Origin of the sequence: Pedobacter xixiisoli, assembly GCF_900215335.1 — a bacterium.
Lineage (GTDB): Bacteria > Bacteroidota > Bacteroidia > Sphingobacteriales > Sphingobacteriaceae > Pedobacter > Pedobacter xixiisoli.
Map to the genome: position 1 here is coordinate 306,322 of NZ_OCMT01000004.1, position 19,642 is coordinate 325,963.

General features: G+C 36.4%; 22 protein-coding genes. 3 read left to right on the plus strand and 19 right to left on the minus strand.

The genetic code is table 11. The features are described 5' to 3' along the window. Positions 1 to 981: 981 nt before the first annotated feature. The 13 genes from CRO54_RS21755 to CRO54_RS17525 form a co-directional block, all read right to left on the minus strand. Positions 982 to 1,692, minus strand: coding sequence for a CPBP family glutamic-type intramembrane protease (locus CRO54_RS21755; protein WP_097133371.1), 711 nt, complete (start codon positions 1,690 to 1,692; stop codon positions 982 to 984). Between the two features lie 322 nt (positions 1,693 to 2,014). Then, on the minus strand, positions 2,015 to 2,158 hold the full coding sequence (locus CRO54_RS21260) for a hypothetical protein (protein WP_171047952.1): 144 nt from the start codon (positions 2,156 to 2,158) through the stop codon (positions 2,015 to 2,017). Positions 2,159 to 2,677: 519 nt separating this feature from the next. Beyond that, positions 2,678 to 3,532 carry a CPBP family intramembrane glutamic endopeptidase gene (locus tag CRO54_RS17480; protein ID WP_097133372.1) on the minus strand — a complete coding sequence of 285 codons (855 nt, stop codon included), beginning with the start codon at positions 3,530 to 3,532 and terminating at the stop codon, positions 2,678 to 2,680. Between the two features lie 345 nt (positions 3,533 to 3,877). After that, entirely contained in the window at positions 3,878 to 5,047 is a 1,170-nt protein-coding gene (locus CRO54_RS17485; protein WP_171047951.1) for a carboxypeptidase-like regulatory domain-containing protein, read from the minus strand. Between the two features lie 70 nt (positions 5,048 to 5,117). Further along, a complete protein-coding gene (locus CRO54_RS17490) occupies positions 5,118 to 5,705 on the minus strand; it encodes a hypothetical protein (protein WP_097133374.1) in 588 nt (195 codons plus the stop codon). 342 nt (positions 5,706 to 6,047) lie between these two features. Next, complete coding sequence (locus CRO54_RS21265) at positions 6,048 to 6,203, minus strand: hypothetical protein (protein WP_171047950.1); 156 nt, start codon at positions 6,201 to 6,203, stop codon at positions 6,048 to 6,050. Between the two features lie 433 nt (positions 6,204 to 6,636). Continuing rightward, positions 6,637 to 7,131 (minus strand): CPBP family glutamic-type intramembrane protease, encoded by a 495-nt coding sequence (locus CRO54_RS21760; RefSeq protein WP_097133375.1) that lies wholly within the window; start codon positions 7,129 to 7,131, stop codon positions 6,637 to 6,639. A gap of 56 nt (positions 7,132 to 7,187) precedes the next feature. Then, entirely contained in the window at positions 7,188 to 7,388 is a 201-nt protein-coding gene (locus CRO54_RS17500; protein ID WP_097133376.1) for a hypothetical protein, read from the minus strand. Positions 7,389 to 7,489: 101 nt separating this feature from the next. Next, a complete protein-coding gene (locus CRO54_RS17505) occupies positions 7,490 to 7,804 on the minus strand; it encodes a DNA-binding protein (RefSeq protein WP_097133377.1) in 315 nt (104 codons plus the stop codon). 90 nt (positions 7,805 to 7,894) lie between these two features. After that, entirely contained in the window at positions 7,895 to 10,042 is a 2,148-nt protein-coding gene (locus CRO54_RS17510; RefSeq protein ID WP_097133378.1) for a peptidase domain-containing ABC transporter, read from the minus strand. Between the two features lie 8 nt (positions 10,043 to 10,050). After that, positions 10,051 to 11,208, minus strand: a complete 1,158-nt coding sequence (locus CRO54_RS17515; RefSeq protein ID WP_097133379.1) for an HlyD family secretion protein — start codon at positions 11,206 to 11,208, stop codon at positions 10,051 to 10,053. Positions 11,209 to 11,368: 160 nt separating this feature from the next. Further along, positions 11,369 to 12,457 carry a peptidase associated/transthyretin-like domain-containing protein gene (locus CRO54_RS17520; protein WP_097133380.1) on the minus strand — a complete coding sequence of 363 codons (1,089 nt, stop codon included), beginning with the start codon at positions 12,455 to 12,457 and terminating at the stop codon, positions 11,369 to 11,371. A 53-nt stretch (positions 12,458 to 12,510) separates the two neighbouring features. Continuing rightward, positions 12,511 to 12,729, minus strand: a complete 219-nt coding sequence (locus CRO54_RS17525) for a hypothetical protein (protein WP_097133381.1) — start codon at positions 12,727 to 12,729, stop codon at positions 12,511 to 12,513. A 184-nt stretch (positions 12,730 to 12,913) separates the two neighbouring features. On the opposite strand from CRO54_RS17525, the gene CRO54_RS17530 reads away from it, so the two are divergent. After that, the gene (locus tag CRO54_RS17530; protein WP_171047948.1) at positions 12,914 to 13,549 is read left to right on the plus strand and encodes a rhomboid family intramembrane serine protease; all 636 of its coding nucleotides are present in this window, start codon (positions 12,914 to 12,916) and stop codon (positions 13,547 to 13,549) included. Here the strand turns inward: CRO54_RS17530 and CRO54_RS21270 are convergent. Continuing rightward, positions 13,542 to 13,688, minus strand: a complete 147-nt coding sequence (locus tag CRO54_RS21270) for a hypothetical protein (protein WP_171047947.1) — start codon at positions 13,686 to 13,688, stop codon at positions 13,542 to 13,544. The genes CRO54_RS17530 and CRO54_RS21270 overlap by 8 nt on opposite strands. Positions 13,689 to 13,836: 148 nt before the next feature. Here CRO54_RS21270 and CRO54_RS17535 point away from each other — a divergent pair, with 148 nt between their 5' ends. Continuing rightward, positions 13,837 to 14,148 (plus strand): helix-turn-helix domain-containing protein, encoded by a 312-nt coding sequence (locus CRO54_RS17535; protein WP_097133383.1) that lies wholly within the window; start codon positions 13,837 to 13,839, stop codon positions 14,146 to 14,148. 83 nt (positions 14,149 to 14,231) lie between these two features. Here CRO54_RS17535 and CRO54_RS17540 read toward each other — a convergent pair whose 3' ends face one another. Then, on the minus strand, positions 14,232 to 15,494 hold the full coding sequence (locus CRO54_RS17540) for an MFS transporter (RefSeq protein ID WP_097133384.1): 1,263 nt from the start codon (positions 15,492 to 15,494) through the stop codon (positions 14,232 to 14,234). A gap of 28 nt (positions 15,495 to 15,522) precedes the next feature. Continuing rightward, positions 15,523 to 15,930 (minus strand): hypothetical protein, encoded by a 408-nt coding sequence (locus CRO54_RS17545; protein ID WP_097133385.1) that lies wholly within the window; start codon positions 15,928 to 15,930, stop codon positions 15,523 to 15,525. Positions 15,931 to 15,947: 17 nt separating this feature from the next. On the opposite strand from CRO54_RS17545, the gene CRO54_RS17550 reads away from it, so the two are divergent. After that, positions 15,948 to 16,295, plus strand: a complete 348-nt coding sequence (locus tag CRO54_RS17550; RefSeq protein ID WP_097133786.1) for a phage holin family protein — start codon at positions 15,948 to 15,950, stop codon at positions 16,293 to 16,295. A gap of 206 nt (positions 16,296 to 16,501) precedes the next feature. Here the strand turns inward: CRO54_RS17550 and CRO54_RS17555 are convergent, their stop codons facing one another. From CRO54_RS17555 to panC, 3 genes are all read right to left on the minus strand, one after another. Beyond that, the gene (locus CRO54_RS17555) at positions 16,502 to 17,641 is read right to left on the minus strand and encodes an acyl-CoA dehydrogenase (protein WP_097133787.1); all 1,140 of its coding nucleotides are present in this window, start codon (positions 17,639 to 17,641) and stop codon (positions 16,502 to 16,504) included. 474 nt (positions 17,642 to 18,115) lie between these two features. Next, entirely contained in the window at positions 18,116 to 18,466 is a 351-nt protein-coding gene (gene panD, locus CRO54_RS17560) for an aspartate 1-decarboxylase (protein ID WP_097133386.1), read from the minus strand. 192 nt (positions 18,467 to 18,658) lie between these two features. Beyond that, positions 18,659 to 19,543, minus strand: coding sequence for a pantoate--beta-alanine ligase (panC, locus tag CRO54_RS17565; RefSeq protein ID WP_240775162.1), 885 nt, complete (start codon positions 19,541 to 19,543; stop codon positions 18,659 to 18,661). Positions 19,544 to 19,642 lie beyond the last annotated feature (99 nt).

The following is a 19,642-nucleotide window of genomic DNA, read 5'->3' on the forward strand; positions in this document are numbered from 1 at the left end:
GTCGTATTTGTTAGCTATTAGCGAATGAAATCATTCAATCCAGAGAGGACTCCATTGAGAAATGCTGTTTTGTTATTGTAAAGAAATATGAATAAGAATGCGATGATAAATATCAGATTAATCAATTCTTGGTTTCTTTTTATTGATAAGTTTTTCATTGGCATATAGCTATTAGATCTTGGCAGGCTTGGCCTATTCCATTTATAAAATTTTGTTTATACAGAAGCACATATACAATAACTATTGCAAAACAAACGAAGGTGTTGTTGGTCAGTTTATTTTTCGTATTCATTTATTAATAATCAAAGCGCTATTAAAAAGCGAATAATAGCTGGCAAGTATTCGAAAAGTAACACTACCGAAACCACTACTGCCGCAGAAGCTAGCAATTCGAACAGCGTTATTGTTTTTAAGTTTTTTAACATGTTTGATGGTATTTCCTAAAGCTAATCTTTTAACTGTTTAAATTTTCAAATTCACAACCGCTCTGTTTAAGGTTTTGCTTTTACGCATCTACATAGATTATGGGAAACTAAACAGTTGAAAAACCTACTAAAATGTAAATCCTTTTATTATACTATCCACAAACTCTTTCGGACTTTCAATCACAGAGATTAATAATGCCGAGACCAGCACAGAGATTATAAAGTTTGTTGTTTTGTTGTGGTTGATCTTGATCATATGTTGAGTGTTTAATTACATATTCTTATTTCTACTACTATTACCAGACTAAGCCTTCGGTTTTCATGTTAGATTTATTGACCGCCCATAAAGCGAACACTTAAGCCAGTTAAGAGTGGTATGATGATAAATACCAACCAAAGTTTGAGTGGCATATTTTATTAATCGCCCTTTAAGCCTGCATTAAAACCTTCAATAAAATCGTTGATGTTTAAGACTAGTGATATAATGAATACTACTAATATGACGATTAGTACAATTTTTAAAGGTTTGTTTTTCATTTTTTCTAGGTTTATTTCTTTAAGATGATGTAAAAAAGTATCCAATAGTTGGAGGTAAGTTAAATAAGAAATGTAATAAAATGCTCCACAAAATCCCTCGTTTAAGCCTTAAGTATGCTAAGAAAAAACCAACGATCATTTGATGAATCACAAAAATTGGGGCGAAGAACAAAAGGTGCGTAGGCACTAGGTCCATGAAGTTGAAAATATGGAGTAATCCGAAAATAAGAGCCATAGCATAAAAATAAATGCGATAAGATTTTTCAGTTTGAAATTGCAGTAAATGAATTGGCAGTTTATAAACTATTAGGAACGCGATAAAAAAGTATGCTATAGAGCTCATCAATGTAGCCGTGTTAAAAATGTCTAATTCTTCCTTCGAGATAAAAACAAAAAGTAGATATGCAAAAACAAATGATGTTAAAATGTTTATCCTACTTGTTTTCAATGGAAGTCTAAATATTAGCTCTTCTACAATTGGCGCAAATAAAAGGAAAAATAAGACGCTGTTTTTATTCGAAGCACCCTTTTGTGCATCATTTATTGCATTCTGAAAAGAGAAATGAGTACTTTGAACAATAATAAAATCGATTAGAGAAACAAAAAGATAATTTAGGAAAAGAAAAAGGAATGCTTTTAAAAAAACAGCAAACAGATCCTTTAATGATTCATTAAAGGATCTGTTTAAATTAAAATGAATACTAGGATTCTTAAAAAAATCGTACATCATTTATTATTTTATCCTCTGGATGGTGTTACCAACTAATTTGGATTTAACTTCCGAACTATAATATGTGGTATGGTGATAACACCAACCACAGGTTTAAATAGTATTATAGTTTTACGCAATTCATTTTTCATTGTTATCGACAACAAATATTAATCATCTTAAAGTATTCTCCTATAAAAAGTCTCGAGACAATTACCATATTTTATACTCCTGTTACCAGACCAAGTCTTCGGTTTAAATGGTTAGATTTAAGTGACCGCTGAAAAAGCGAACACTTAAACCAGTTAGGGTATTGTTGGTTAGTTTGTTTTTCATATTAATTTTATTCGTTTTTATCTTCGAATTGAAGTGCCGCTAAAAAGCGAATAATAGCTGGCAAGTATTCGAAAAGTAACACTACCGAAACCACTACTGCCGCAGAAGCTAGCAATTCGAACAGCGTTATTGTTTTTAAGTTTTTTAACATATTTGATGGTGTTCTTGCCGTTATACTATTTTATGTAAAAAATCATCTTAGGCCTAAAGCTAGAAGAAAGCCATTCACGACGCCAGCAAAATCTTTTTCAATAAAATACGACAGGAAAGATGCCCCTGTCGCTACAATAAACCTTGAATCTATTTTTGAGAGTTTTTTCATTTTAGTTTTTTGATAAATCTAATTTTTTATTTGTTTAGTTTTTCAAATCCACAACCGTTATGTTTAAGGTTTTGCTTTTACGCAACTATAAAGTTATTGGAGACGAAACAGTTGGAAACTTACTAAAATATAAAGCCTTTTATTATACTGTCCATAAACTCTTTCGGACTTTCGATAACAGAGATTAATAATGCCGCGACCAGCACAAAGATTATAAAGTTTGTTGTTTTGTTATTGTTGATTTTGATCATATGTTGAGTGCTTAATTACATATTCTTATTTCTATGATATCGCCAGCCTTCATTTTAGATTTAAGTGACCGCAAGCGAACACTTAAACCAGTTAGGGTTAGGGATTTCTGAATTTTAGCCTTTTTTCAAATAAAAAATACAAAATTATTATACAGAAAACTTGCAACATTATGCATAATATAGACCCCTCAAATCCGAAAGAGCCTCCATTCCAAATCGTATCATCTTTCCTCATTTGCGTTATCATGCTATAACCGTTAAGACCACTAACATTAAATCCAAAAATTGAACCCTGAAAAAAATTCCAGCTAAAATGGAATGCTATTGATGGCCATAGGTTTCTCCTGTATATACACGGCAGACCTAATAATATGCCCGCTAAAATTAAATTAGTGAAAGAAATCAAATTAATATTTGGATTAGCTAAATGCATAATTGCAAATATTATAGAAGAGATTGTCAGGGCTAAAAATTTATTAATAGAGCTCATTAAATTATTTAGGATGTAACCTCTTATGAACAATTCTTCAGTAAAAGCAACCAATATGAAGATTGCGCAGTTTAAAATAAGCTCATTTAAAGAAACCTTAATTTGAATGTATTGAATTTGTTTGGTGAACAGAAGCAAAAAGAAAGCAAGGGACATGATTAATACAGGCATAAGCATACCCCATCGACATTCTTTTTCAAACATATTTAAAAAATCTAGCCCCAAGCTTTTAATAGATTCTCTATCTATATATATCCTAAATAGCCAAATTGTAAAAAAGGTACCGACAGCGCCAAAAAAAACGATTGTAAATTTTTCCCAACTTGTTCTATTGATCTCTGCATCCCCCACTGGTATCCCTAACAAAAAATGTGCAAACACTTGAAAAATACCTACAATAAAAAGATAGGGAATTATTATTGAAACACAATTAATCCATGAGGTCCTTCTAATCGTTACCATAGAGGTTATTTCTTTTTATTTCTCATCTTGTGCTGTAACCTCAAATAAAAAAAGTAGAAGACAGAAAGCAGAAGTATCTTCCAAAAAACAGAAATAAAGATAGCTAAGCTTCAATATGCTTATCTTTTTTTATGCTTAATAAACATTCTACACAAAAAATAACTAACAACAATACAAAAAATAGTATTATAGTTTTACGCAATTCATTTTTCATTGTTATCGACAACAAATAATAGTCATTTTAAATTTTTCTCCTACTAAATCTTCAGTTTTATGTTAGGTTTATTGACAGATGAAAAAGCGAACACTTAAACCAGTTAGGGATAACACCAACCACAGGTTTAATCATTTTTTATTTCCAGCTAAGAAATCAACTTCTTCATCTGTATTCTCCATAAATGCATAGTCTTTCCAAAATTCTGTTTGATATTGGTTGCCTCTCTTATACAAGAAATTTTTAGTGTATAGCTCTTCTTTAGAAAGTGAAGCATTGTCAGTTATCACATTACTAACCCAAAATTCACTTTTGAAAATAGTTTGTTGATTGATCCGTTTGCTTCTAATTCTCATTCCGAATTGTTGGCCCACGTAAGACAGGTGATAGTGGTCGTTCTCTAACTTATACCGCAGAGAAAGCATGCGAGAGATAACCCCTATATGGATGCCCAGAATATTTATATCCGTTAGAAAACTCCTTGATGATGGTGCTACGGTATAATCCAATCCTAAAATTAGCGAACTTTCTTTATCGATATAAATTTTACCGGTATAAAGAGATTTCTTGCTCCCAATGATAGGACTAAAGTTGATGACATAGATCTGCTTCTCTTTTTCTTCTATTTCCAGCAACTGATATTTATAATATTTGAAATTGGCGCTATCTAGCAGCGAAGTTTTGGCTGGGTCAGAAAACTCTCCAATTCCCTTGATTTTTATCGGTGTGTTCAGTTGGTTAATTTTATCCTCTTCCTCTGGTATTTCAATTTCTTTAACTCTCGATTGCGAAACCGCTAACGATACTTCAGGGGTCCCATTTTTTTGCCTCTTTATTAAATAGGAAACAATTCCGTCGGCATACTTGGTCAACAGACTGTCTCTTTTGACAAATTCTTTATAGTAGCCTTTCAACGTAGATGGAGCGCTATAATTCTTACTCGAGTTTCTTATAGCATTTTTTAGTATTTCTTCTGCTTTTAAAGGCGTTACGGTTACGGTGTTTAATAACGTAATATTTTCTTCTAAAACAATGACTATTTGTGGCTTAGAATTTAAATCTGATAGGGCAGTTTTAACTGTTGAGAATCCAACTGCACTAACGGCTATTGAATCTGTTGTTTTTGAATTATTAGATAGCACAAAAACACCTTCGATATTGGAAATAGTATTTTGACTGGAATTGTTTATTCTAACTGAGGCGTAGGGGATGGCTTGTCCCGTGCTTTTTTCTACAACCTTTCCCTGCAAATAGTTTAGCTTTTGGTCTTGGGCAAATAGCTGTGCATTGAAAAATAGCATGATGCAAACGAAGGATTTAAGAATGGTTATGGTTTTGCAAGTCATATGTTTATTGTTGCTCTTGTGGAAACTACATAACCTTAATCCCGAACGATACCGATGATCTTTTCAATTCATAATCATGTAGCGGACTTTCGGCTAGTGCATTATTTAAGCCTAAACGATAAGAAAGCTCAGGTATCATTGTAAAATGCTTGAAATTAATGGCATAGCTTGCACCTACCAAAGCCAAATAGTTGTTCTTTTGAAGCTTGAGTTCTTCGTTTTGCTTGCTTAGGACGTACAGGTACTCTGCTCCAGCAACTAGAGATAATTCTTGATAAAGCTTCATGCTCAATTTTAAGGGCACAACAATATTTTTGTCTTTTAATTTTATTGAGTTATTGCTATTGTAAGTCAACCTATGTCGCTCGAAGTTGAGGTGAGGTTCGAAATTTATATCGATCGACTTGTTTAAGCTAGTTGAAAAGATATAGCCAAAACCAAAGCCAAGATCTGTTTTCACATCTATTGTTGGCTCACTGATTTGAAAGAAATTAACATTACTTTTTGTAAGAACACCCCATTTTATTTTCTTGTTTTCGGCATTGCCTTGAGCAACGGATTTTATACTGCCAATAATCAAGATACAGCAGATGATATTTTTAGATAAGGTCATGATATTTTATAGGTTAGAGACTAGAATATATATTCGTGATAACACCGATTCCTTTTTAAAGGATTCTTTATTTCCAGTTAAGAAATCGATTTCTTCATCCGTATTCTGCATAAAAGATTATTCTTTCCAGAATTCTGATGTTACTTAATTCATCTTTATCAGCAACTTTGTTTTTTTAGAAAAGTAATTCCTAATAAATTCAGCAAAAAATATTAATAATTCATTATTAAAACTGGTGATAGCTGAAATTGTATATCTAAGGCTAAATGGAATTTCTTTACAAAATAAAGGGCAATGGAGCATTAATTTTGCTCCTATTGCACTTTTGAATTTTAAGTTATATTATTGGGTCGCAAATCCTATTGCGATTCCAATAGCCGCAACTACCCCAAGTATTACCCTGAAATTTCTACCAAACCAACTACCACCAGTAGTTTCTTTCATCTCTCTAGCATCCATCTCCTGAACACCAAAGTTTTCTAAATTTAAATTTTTCATTTTATAGAATATTAATTTCACACCTACCCTGTTTAATGTTTTTCGGCAAACACCTTTTTTGTTGCAACAGTACCAAGTTAGGCGCACTTGTTATAGAAAAATTATAGTTTGAAAAATTTATTAAAATCATACGTTTGAATTCGGTAGCCTGCATTTATTTCTACTAATTCTTTAGCGTCAATAGGCTTAAAAGTTGACTTCGCATCTATTTTGATTTAACTTCTGAACTATAGTATGTGGTATTGTGATAATACCAAACACAGGTTTAATTTTAAATTGAAATGACCGCAAGTGAACACTTAAACCAGTTAGGGATGGTTCTACATCTACTCCAATTAATTTACTGGTGTTTTTGGAATAGAAGTGACCTAAGCTCCAATCTAAACCTGTCTCTATATCTATAGTATGTTTGTTAATTTGGAAGAGATTGGCATTAGCTTTTTAAATAAAATTGCCCAAGTACAACCAATAGATTTCTTACAGCATGAATAATAAAAACTGCTAAAAATGCGTATTTGCTATAAGTTTTAAAATAATAGTAAACAAAACATAAATAGCATCCTAAGACAAAAGCAAAAAATTGATATTCGATACTAAAACTATGTATTACTCCAAAAATAAACCCTGAAATTAAAATGATGAAATAAATCCTCTTTTTAAAAAATGAAAATGCAATTAATTGCTCATAAACCAACCACTGAAAAATGAAAGTTTCTATCAATGGCGATAGGAAAATTGCGAAAAACATGAACAGCTTTTGCTCTTTACCCCAAAGAATACTTAAGTCTCTACCTCCATTGCTATCAGCATTAAGTGTTATTGGAAGTAGTAACAACGTTAAAAAGTAGCTCAAAATAATGAAAATAAATACTTGTCGAGCAAAGCTTTTATTAATTATCCACTTATGTAAAATCGCTAAATTACCCATATAAAAATCGCATTTTTCGATAATAATGGTGCAGGAAATCTACACCATTATTATAACTACTTTAAGAAAGCCTCAGGATGCTTTTTATAAGCCGCACTTATTGCCTTGTGTGTGCCAATAATATCATGCCTATGTTCCCATGCTCTGTCTACTAGGAAACCTATAACAACATCCAACAAACCACCCCCATCTACTTCTCTCATCTCCTTAGCATCCATCTCTTGAACACCAAAGCCTTCTAAATTTAAGTTTTTCATTTTTTAGATTTTAAATTTCACACCTACTCTGTTTAAGGTTTTTCGGTAATCACCTTTTTTGTTGCAACAGTACCAAGTTAGGCGCACTTGTTATAGAAAAATTATAGTTTGAAAATTTTATTAAAACCATACGGTTGAATTCGGTAGCCTGCATTTATTTCTGCTAATTCTTTAGCATCAATAGGTCTAAATGTTAACTGCGCAGCTATTTCATAGTCAAATTGGTAATAATAGGTTTTGTCTTTTTTAGAGTAGCAGATAGGCACTTGCATGATCTTTAATTCTTCTATCAATTGGTACAGCCTTATGGTAGATACTCCCAATTTTTGGGCAAATTTATCTGGGCATCCAGTTCTGCGCTCCTTAATCAGCTTATGCAATAAATTAATGCGTTCTATGTATTCGAATAGTTTCATGGGGGTTGGTTTTTGGTTGTTTAGGTTATTGGGTGGACTTCGACAGGCTCAGTCTGACAAAAGCAACTGCCTACTGTTAACAGCCTACTGCTAACCGAACTGCTGTTTCCATAAATTACTGTAATGCCCATTGCGTTGCAGAAGTTCATGGTGGCTCCCTTCCTCTATCACTTCCCCTTTGTCTAACACGATAATTTGTTCCGCTTTTTTAATGGTGCTCAACCTGTGCGCAATAATGATGATCGTTTTTTGCTGTTGTGCCAATAGCTCTATGGTACGTTGCACATACTGCTCCGAAGCATTATCGAGCGAAGAAGTGGCTTCATCCAAGATCAGTATTTCGGGCTTACGGTACAGCGCCCTTGCAATAGCAATGCGCTGCCGTTGGCCACCAGAAAGCGAGGCGCCATTTTCGCCTAAATAAGTATTAAAGCCCTCGGGCAGGCTCTCTATAAAATCTAAAATGCCCAGCTGCGTACAGATATCTACGATGCGCTGCTTATCTGGCTGATAATCGCCTACGGCAATATTTTCTATCACATTGCCCGCAAATAAATCGATCTGTTGTGGCACTACGCTGAGCAAGCTACGCAACGACTGATTGCTCAAATGTTTAATCGCATATTTACCAATGTAGATATTGCCCTTTTGTATAGGATAAATATTTTGCAGTAACGACATCAAGGTGCTTTTGCCCGAACCACTTTCGCCAACAATAGCCGTAAAGCTCCCTACTTTTATCTCGAGGTTAAGGTTGTTGAAAACATTTACTCTGGTGCCGTACCTAAATGCTACATTTTCAAAGCGGATGTTCCCCAATAGCGCTGGCGTTAGATCGATATTTTCACGATCGCTTTCTATCTCCAAGTCCATAATTTCAAACAATCTTTCGGCTGCAATTACGGCGTCTTGAATTATTTTGTTAGCGCCAATCAAAGAAGCTGCTGGTCCTGTAAAATAGCCGATAAGGGTATAAAAGGAGAACAGCTCGCCGGCGGTGATTTGGTTATCGAGCGCATAGCCGGCACCCACCCATAGCAATACAATGGTCAACATACGTGCTACCAACTCGGTTGCCGTACCCGAAAAAACGGAGTTTAAGCCCGATTTGTAAACCGAACGGAGTAGGGTAATAAAATGTGTTTCGGTTTTAAAGTTGGTATGTTCTTCCAAGCCAAACCGTTTAATGGTACCCACGGCATTGAGACTTTCTACCAATTGCGCTTCCAATTCGGCTCCTTGTTCCATCAGCCTGCGCTGTATTTTCTTGTTTAGCCGATTGGTAATGATATAAATCACCAAGTACAGCGGAATTACCGTAAGCATCAATAAAGCCAATTTCCAGTAATAAGTAAACATGAGGACAAAGGCAAAAATTACGATGAACACATTTACGGCAAGGTTAATAGAAACATCGTTAATGAAGGCCCGTATTTTAACCGCATCGTTAACTCTGGAGATGATTTCTCCCACACGCATGGTATCAAAAAACTGTTGTGGTAGTTTCAGGAGGTGCTTGTAGTAACCTAAAATTAATCGGGCATCTATCTGTTGCCCTGTGCGCATGGTAAAAATCGTTTTGGTAGTGCCAATAAAGAGCTGTAATAACAGCAAAAGTATCATGCCTACACTCATCAGGTTCAATAAATTGTGATTACCATCTACCAATACATGGTCGGTGATTTTTTGCACAAAAACCGAAGTGCTCAACCCCAATATGGTATAAACCACTGCCCCAAATAAGGCTTGTAATACAATGCTTCGATGAGGTTTTAGCAATTGCCAAAAACGCAGCTTTACATTTACCTTTTCATCTTTTGCGATAAAAGTTTCCGAAGGGAGCAATACAATCAACACGCCAGTCCATTCGGCAATAAATTCGTCGAAGGTTTTACGATGCATCTTGCCATCAGCAGGATCCATTACCTGCACTTCTTTCTTACTCACCTTATCAATCACCACATAGTGCTGTAATTGTTGTTTAATGATGACGTGAGCAATGGCAGGCAAAGGTATTTTGCTCAAACTATCGGCGGCGCCCCTTACACCTTTGGCCTCAAAGCCTAGCTTTTGGGCAGCTTCTACCATGCCCAGCACATTGGTTCCTTTTTGATCGGTACCGGCATATTGCCTAATGCGTGCAATGGGCATATTAAGTTGATAGTGGGCGGCAATAGAAGCCAAACAGGCCGCACCGCAATCGGTGATATCGCGTTGTTTAATATTTTTTGCTGACATGATGCGTGTTAATTAGAGATGATGGAAGGGTTCACCCAGTCGTCTACTTTATCGTAAAGCAATTGGAATAAGCTACGTTTGGCAACGGTAAAGTTGGCGGTAAGGGTCATGCCTTTTTTAACGTTACCCTTATAACCATTTTTGAGTTGTAGGTAATTTTTATCGAGCTTGCACTTTACCTTAAAGTACATGGTTTGGTTTTGCTGTATGATATCCTCGCTAATATCTATGACTTTACCGGTAAGCATACCCCATTGATTGTAATTGAAGGCATCGATCTGAAAGCGTACCATTTGCCCTGATTTAATCAATCCGATGTCCGTAGGTTTCACATAGCAGAAGGCCACAAGCGAGCTATCTGGCGATATTTCACAGAGTTTTTGATTGGCATGCACAAAAGAACCTACCTGTAAGCCAGTTGGGTTTTGTATGAAACCCGTAATTGGCGAACTAAGTTGATATAAAGCCTGTTGCTCTTTCAATTGTACTTGCTGCTTGTTCAACTCGCTTAACTCTTGTTGATATTGCTTGGCTTCGGTTTGCCATTGGGTTTGGTAGCGTTTGGCCACCAGTTGCAGTTCAGATGCCCGTTGGTCTACATCAAATTTATATTGCTCATATTCGCTCAGCGTAACTACCTTTTTTTGATAAAGCGTTTGGTAGCGTTCAAATATTTTTAGTGCTTGTTGATGCGCATTAAAAGCGGTGCTTTGCTGCTCTTTAAATTGCTGCCAACTGGCCAAGTATAAATTGGTGGCCAAGGGACAATCAGCTGTTCGATAAGCCAAGTATTGGGTTGCTTTTTGTGCATCTGCCAACCATGCCGTTAATTCTTGTTTTCGTTTGCCAAGAATATCTCCCTGCTGCTGTGGCGATGTTTGGTCGATGCTCAAGAGCAAGGTGCCTTTGCTAGCTTTTTGGTTGTCCTTTAAACGGATTTGGGTGATTTTGCCCGATACTGGCGCATATAGCTCTATCTTTTCTACATTGCTTTGCATCAGTCCGCTGCTTTTAACACTTACCGTAGTGTAAATAAAAGGTAGCGAGGCAAATAAAGTTACGATGGCTAAAAGGGTGGTGGTGTAAATCACTTGACTAAACACTCGGGTTTGGTAAAGGAAAACAATCGCACTGCTTTGCAGTTGTTGGTCATTTAGGGAGAACATAGATAGTTGATTAGGTGTAGCACACAAAGTTGTATAGGAATAGATTGGCACACAACAACCACAGGTTATATTTTCAGATTTTAAAGGTTACTTCGACTATAGGGAAAAACAAAAGCCCTGCCGTAAATATGGCGGGGCTTCCAATTGAATTTTGCTAGTTTTAGTAAAGTTCCAAAATATCCTGCAATGCCTTTTCAATACCATTATTTAGAGAAGGGATGTTCCAATTGCTTAGGTTTTTCCAGTAAGCAGAATGGTATGAAGATTTTTCGTCCAAGAAAATTCCATGTTTTAAGTCTTTTTTCTGAGACAACTGCTTTTTGTCGACAAACGTCTTAGCCGTTACGTAAAACTCATTCAAGAATTCCAGCTTTTTATAATCCGCTGTTTTCTTAGTTCGATATTCGCCAGCACTGTTTTCGTAAAATGACATCAGATTTTCCATCTTGTGCCCTTCTTGCTTAAGGGTGTTGTAAATCTCCAATTTTTCATTTCTAGTTGCTTTAACTGTCAACCATAATATTTTTTTTGTGCGAGCAGAATCTGGTGCAATCTTATCTATAAAAATTTCGGTCAATTGCCGCTGTGGAACAAACCTCATATAACCTACCGCAATACCTCTCTTCTGTATCTCAGTTTCTCCCTCCGAGACTTTCTTTAACACATAATCTGAATTTCCGGTTTGAATTAAATTCTCTTTTCTTAATGACGGAATACGTGGTGGTTCGTTAAAAAAGGATGATGAAAGCTTTTGTTGCTTGATTAGTTTCTTGTTGCCAAAAACTCTATATTCTACTAATTCATAGGAGACCTTATCCTTTTTATTTTTTGGAATATAATAATCTATAATTCCATCGGCAAAATATTTTGGCTCTCCATTATAGCCTTGGTAGGTGCGAAAATAACCTCTTAAAACCAAGTAATCATACTCCTTTGGACGAGCGGTTATTTCTACTTCAGCCAACGGAAGGATGCGATTTGAAAGCCGGATGGTAGTTTTTGGATAGTATAAAACTTTTTGTGGACTGTACGAGATATGTTGAAGATGCAGTTGTTGCCCATTATTTAAACCCTCAAAGAGGATTTCACCATCAGCATTAGAAATTCCTAATAGCTTGCCATGCTCATCGAATACATTTACTGAGGGGATCGGAGACAGCTCGATAGCATCTATAATTTTTATTTGCCCAAAAATATCTAGCACAAAAAGGCAGGAAAGCAAAAGAAATAATATAAAATTTTTAGCCATAGCAATGATATAAAATGACGCAGCCTCTGCAATTACAAAGGCTGCTTACTAATTTACTTAACAAGTTCTATCCCGAACAAAGTAATTTCAACGGCATCCCAAGAGTTACCTCCAAAAATAGCACCAAATAATCCTCTAACTTTAAACCATGCGCCGCCATTAATTTCATTCATCTCTTTTGCGTCCAATTCCTGCACGCCAATGTTCTCTAAATTTAAATTTTTAATTTTTTTAAAAATTTTAAGATTAAAAATTCTATTAATTAAATACATATTTTCTGCAGAAGTATGTGATGCTAAGTTAAAAGGGACTTTATGCTGTCACAACAACCACAGGTTATATTTTCATTTTATGAAAAAAGTATCCCTCTATTATCATTTGAAAATTACAACAGTTTCAGATTTTTCTTTAGTTTAGTAAAACTACACCCTACCTATGTTTCCTTCTTTCGCAGAAATGCCATTTACCTATAGCATTTGTTTATTGGTGATCATAACCAGTATCATTGGTTTTTACAATAAGCGCTTTTATCAATTGTTTGTCTACCACCCTTATGAAGTTTTTCGAGGAAAGCGATTACATACCATTTTGACCTCCGCCTTGGTGCATCAAAAATGGTGGCATTTGTTTTTCAACCTTTATGTCTTCTATCGTATAAATAGAGATGTAGAGTATATCATCATGGAATATGATTTTAGTTTTTGGATAATTGAATTGATCTGTGTTTTAGTGATTTTTATCGGTGTCGTTCTTCCCAATTTAATTACAGGCCTAAAACAAAAAGAGAACATTGCTTTCACATCTGTGGGGTTTTCAGGAGCAGTTTTTTGTAGTGCGGGATTTTGTATGCTCTATTTGCCATTAGATTTAGCCCCAAAAACTTATCTATTATTTCCTTTTCGATATTCTTATGAATTTGCATTTATCGGACTAGCAATTTTCTTTCTAGTTGCATTAATTTTTAGAAATAGTAAACAAACCAATCACAAGTTGCACCTCTATGCTTATGTAATTGGCTTGTTGATAGCCTTTACCCTTAGACCAAAATTAGTAATAGAGTTGGTAACGCATTTGACAACTAGATTTAATTGAACAAACCCGAAATCCATCCACTTAATCCACCGATTGCACTACCCATCATCTCAAGGACCCCATCATGACCACTTCTTACTTTTTTACCTACACCACCACCGCTAATTTCCATCATTTCTTGTTTGTTTAAGTCTCTCATTTTTTAAACATTTTTTAAGATTTCGCACAGTTATTTGTGCTTGGTCAAAAATGAGTAGAGCCCAAAAGCGAGGCAACAACCTGTAGTTGTTTTAAATAACTTGGAGTTGTTGCACCAAAGAATTACTTTGTGCGTTACAAATTTTATTATGAAAAGCATAGGAGAAAACATTAGGATAATAAGAGAAAGCAAGAGGATTTCGCAATATGCGGTTGCTTATAGCATGGATATATCGCAGGCAGCCTATTCTAAAATTGAACGTGGCGAAACAGAAGTAAAAGCAAGCCATTTGTATAAGCTTGCAGCTATTTTAGGAGTATCGATTTACGATTTATTACCGCCTTCTTTGGCCAGTAGTTTTGATGGCGAAGATTACTTGTTGAAGCCCATTGTACAATGGCTAAAGAAGTATTACTATGCTAGTGTGGAAAAACGTAGGTTTAAAAAATTTGTTGTGTAAAAGTATACACATTTCAAATTCAGGATAATGATAGGGATGGATAGTTGGCGACTTAACGTCCTTCGATTTTAACCAAGGGCTAATTAATGCTCCAAGTTTGGTGCTGCAGTTGCTATGGGCCTCGCTTTTGCTGATACCAGTTTGCTCACCCTAGACATGAGCCAAATGCTGATCAGCGTAATCACCACGATCACATAAGCCACTATATTGTAATGCTCCAAGGGTTGACCTTTGCCTGGCTGCGTTACAATCAAACCAGAGGCCGCAGCGGCAACACCTCCTGCAATTTGCTGTAGAGAAGCATTGATGCTCATAAAAGCACCACGGTCTGCTGGTTCGGGGATGGCGCTCGTTAACGCTTGCGAAGGAATCATCCTGCTCATAATGCCAGCCATCATCAACACATTCAAGATCATTACCCAAATGAAAGGCGTAACCGATAAATTGGTATAGATCACGCACATCAACATCATCCAAATAGAGGCAAATGCAAATATTTTGAACTTGCTTACTTTATCACTCAACCTGCCCACCAGTGGTAAAATTACCAGAGAACTCACTCCCGAAACCATGAACAACATTGGCAACTCGCTTTCGGTAATCCCCAAATTATTAACGGCAAAGGCGCTTCCAAAAGGCATCATCATGAAACCTCCGATAGACAATAGGGCAGTAGAAGTAAAGCCTATCCTGTGTTTTTTCTGGATAACGGTATGCCATAAATGCGCTATTGCAGATTTATCCCGTTGTATTTTTAAGTGTTCGTTTACCGACTTTAATTTAAAAGCAATGAGCAATGCGATAATCAAGGCCAGACCAACCACCAACCAAAAAGGTGCTTCCCAACCCCAAATATTGGCGAGGTAAAGCCCAATGGGTACGCCTAAAACCTGACTGGCTCCAAAGCCCATCTGTACAAAGCCCATTACCCTACCACGTTGCTGCAGGCTAAATAAATCGGTAATAATAGCCATAGAAATGGAACTGATGACGCCTCCGAAAAGCCCGGTGATGATTCTGGCAGCTACCAATTGTGTATAGGTATGCGCCAAGCCACAAAATGCAGTACCCAAGATAAAGCCAATGTAAAAGAACAGCAGTAATTTTTTTCTATCGAACTTATCTGCAAAACCTGCGGTCAACAGCCCAGATATGCCCGCACTGAAAGCGTAAGCAGATACGGCAATACCAAAATCTTTTGGGCTTAAGCTTAACGATTTCATCAAGATATCGCCCAAAGGAGACATCACCATAAAATCTAAAATGACCGTAAATTGTGTAACCGCTAATAGAAAAATAACTAGTTTTTGGTAAGAGGTAAATACATTTGGCTTTTCCTGCGACATTTGAAGGCTTTTATCTCACAAAGATAGCTTAACGAAGTAATACTTTTTCCTGTCGTTTTACCGTCTTGCCCATATCTGCCTTCAAGAGGTCTTCGGTTTTACCAAAACTACTGTTTAAAATGGTGTTAACTTCATATCGATGACCTTTCACAAAGGGATGTTGAGGAACAAAAATCAAGGTATCCCCTTTGGTTTCGATCTTGCCTTGAACCTGTTTTTCTATTCCTGAATTTTCATCTGTCTCGAAAACGCTGACTAGCTCTTGGGACAAGCTATCCTTTTGTTCTTTTGCCCTAAATAAGCTAACTTCATCTACACCAGTAAATAGGATCACTGTACGATCTGAAGAGAAATCGATCTTTAATTCATCTTTCTTATCGAAAGAACAAGAGAAAAGTAAACAACAAACAGCGAATAATGTTAATTTGCTAGACATTTAACAAAAATACAATGATTAAACTAATTTTAGAAGTACTATTAATGGGCCTTGCGGTGATGCTTGGCGCATATTTAGTCCCTGGAGTTACAGTAGATGGCTACGGCAGCGCCATTATTGCAGCAGTTTTAATTGCCTTGGCTAATGCCACTATCGGGTTAATTTTGAGGATATTTACTTTCCCGCTCAACTTCCTCACCTTAGGCTTAGTTTCTTTTATTATTTCGGTATTGATGATTTTGTTGGTAGACAGCTGGATGACGGGATTTAATACCACAGGCTTTCTTTCTGCAGCAATTTTAGCGATTGCGGTTGCGGTAATCAAGATGATTTTAGATGCTGCTTTTGGGGTTGAAAAATCGTAGAACATATTTACCAACACCTTAGACACCTAAGTTCAACTTAGACTATAATTCGAAATGAATCTAGCCTTACTTAGTTTTTTAGATATCTAAGGTGGTTAAAAACTAAGCCTTAAACCGTCACAAAATGAAACCACATAGAAGCGTAGAACTTTATATCACCAGAGAAAAACTCTTTAAGAAATCTATGTATCTATGTGGTTAAAAAACTAAGCTAAAATGCTTCTGCTAATGACCAGCTTTTGTATTTCAGAAGTTCCCTCGTAAATCTGTGTAATCTTGGCATCTCTCATTAAGCGTTCTACGTGATATTCTTTCACAAAACCGTAACCGCCATGTATTTGTACTGCTTCTACGGTCACATCCATCGCCACTTTACTCGCAAATAACTTAGCCATGGAGCCCTCCAAAGTGTATGATAAGCCTTGGTCTTTTAACCAAGCGGCCTTATGAACCAATAATCTTGCTGCTTCAATTTGCGTAGCCATATCTGCCAATTTAAAAGCAATGGCTTGGTGGTCTGCAATAGGTTTTCCAAAAGATTTACGCTCTTTGGCATAAGCCAATGCCAACTCGTAGGCTCCGGCAGCAATGCCCAAGGCCTGTGCGGCAATACCGATCCGTCCACCTTCTAAGGTCTTCATGGCAAACTTAAACCCAAAGCCATCTTCACCAATGCGGTTTTCTTTAGGGACTTTCACGTCATTGAACATTAAAGAATGTGTATCAGAACCCCTAATGCCTAATTTATTTTCTTTAGGCCCAATGGTAAAGCCAGGCGTACCTTTCTCTACAATAAATGCATTGATGCCTTTATGTTTAAGTTCTTTATGTGTTTGCGCAATTACCAAATAAGTGCTGGCTGTACTTCCGTTAGTGATCCAGTTTTTGGTCCCGTTTAATAAGTAGTAATCGCCTTTATCTTCTGCCGTAGTTTGTTGCGAAGTAGCATCAGAACCAGCTTCCGGCTCCGAAAGGCAGAAAGCGCCAATTTGTGCTCCAGACGCCAAAGGCTTCAGGTATTTCTCCTTTTGCTCTTCTGTACCATATTTCTCTAAGCCATAGCAAACCAACGAATTGTTTACCGATACCACTACCGAAGCAGAGGCGTCCACCTTCGATAATTCTTCCATCACCAAGGTATAGGAAACCGTATCCATGCCGCCCCCGTTGTATTTTGGGTCCACCATCATTCCTAAAAAGCCGAGCTCACCCATACTTTTTACTTGCTCAGCAGGAAATTTCTGATGTTCGTCTCTTTCTATTACTCCAGGTTTTAATTCATTTTGGGCAAAATCCCTTGCAGCTTGTTTAATCATTTGCTGCTCTTCGCTTAGTTCAAAATGCATAATGCTAAAGGTATATTGGTTAGTTTCAAAGATATTATTTTTCACATAATACTATGCAAACATAACAAATTTATAACAAAATTTTTCTCTTTGTCTGTTTAGAACGAGCTAAGAAAAGCTAATGACTGACCTTTGGAGTTTCGTGCTTTGCCGATTTGATCAAACTTATCAGTTTTTAATTCTGAGCAAACATTAAGGCAGTTTTTGATTAGCTTGGGGACGCAAAGTCACTATGCAGTTTTGCAGGAAGACTTAGCTGTTATAGGCAGGCTTAAGTTAATTAAACCCGATTGAACGGTTATCCTTTTTGGAGGTGGAAACCTCATAGGTTTTAATAGATATGATGCAAGTAAACCTATTAGGTTTGTGCTTCGGCATCAAAAAGATAAAAGTAAAAGCGGGACTACAGAAGCCACAGTGCACCAACAAACATTTTCTAATGAAAACGAAGCAAATAAAAAGTAGAAGTAAATGCTACTTTAACAACCTATTGTTATCGTCTGGGAAAACCAATATCGGTTCATACTTTTTAGCCTCTTCTATAGGCAAAGAACCGTAAGATATAATGATCAAAATATCGCCAATTTGCACTCTTCTTGCGGCAGCTCCATTTAAGCAAATAGCACCCGAGCCTCTCTCGCCTTTAATCACATAAGTCTCAAAACGCTCGCCGTTATTGTTGTTAACGATTTGCACTTTTTCATTAGCAATAATGTTAGCGGCATCCATTAAATCCTCATCAATGGTAATGCTACCTACATAATTTAACTCGGCTTGGGTTACCCTTACACGGTGTATTTTCGATTTTAGAATCTCGATAATCATGCTGCAAAGTTAGTAATTAAGTTTTCAGTTTTCATTAAACAGTTTTCAGTTTAAAGTCACATTTAAACCAACCAAGATACTTGCGCTTTTAAGTCTAACGTTTTCTTAGGTGTCTAAGGTGGTAAAAGCTTAAGGTTAATGGTCCACGGCTATAAATCCAATCTATTAACTATTCACCAACCCAACCAGTCATTAATTAATAATCACATTATCGATCAGCCTTGTTTCGCCAACTTTAGCCGCTACCAAAGCCACGGTATTTTTGTGTGTCTTTTCTTTGATAGGCAACAAAGTATCGCCATCTACAATGGTAAGATAATCTAATTCTACGCCAGTTATCGTGTTCACAATAGCCTTAGCCTCTGCCAACAATTCCGCTATAGATTTATCAGCGTAGTTTTCTTCGATAAAGAACAATGCCTTACTTAACACTAAAGAATGCGCCCTGTCTGCTTCGCTAAGATGGATGTTTCTAGAGCTCATGGCCAAACCATCATTTTCTCTTATAATAGGACAGGTTACTATTTGCACTTCAAGATTTAACACCGCCACCATGTTTTTAATCATCAGCACTTGCTGAAAATCTTTTTGACCGAAAAAGGCCACATCTGGTTTTACGGCATCAAATAATTTAAACACGATTTGGGTAACGCCTTGATAGTGACCTTTTCTAAATTCGCCTTCTAACACAAACTCTGCACTACCTAAATCTATTGCCCAGTTTTCTGGTGTAGGATAATTAGGGTACATTTCTTTCACGGCAGGCATGAACACAAAATTGCAGCCAGCCTCGGTTAGCATTTTTATATCGTGCTCCAACGGACGTGGGTATTTCTCCAAGTCCTTAGGGTCGGTAAATTGCGTTGGGTTTACAAAAATGCTGCAAACTACTATATCTGCTTTTTTTTGTGCTTCGGCAATTAACGAAAGGTGACCATTATGCAAAGCACCCATGGTAGGCACCAATGCTATTTTCAATCCTTTTGCCTTTAAAGGCTTAAGCGAGCTTTCAAGTTCGGCAACGGTTGCTATAACTTCCAATATCTTGTCTTGTTTTGAGGCTGCTAAATTGTACATTTCTGTGCTACTTACAAAGCCCTAACAGCAAGATATTGATAAATATTAATATTTTCCGTACCTTTGCCCCTTGATAATCTTTAAATTAACAGTAATTTA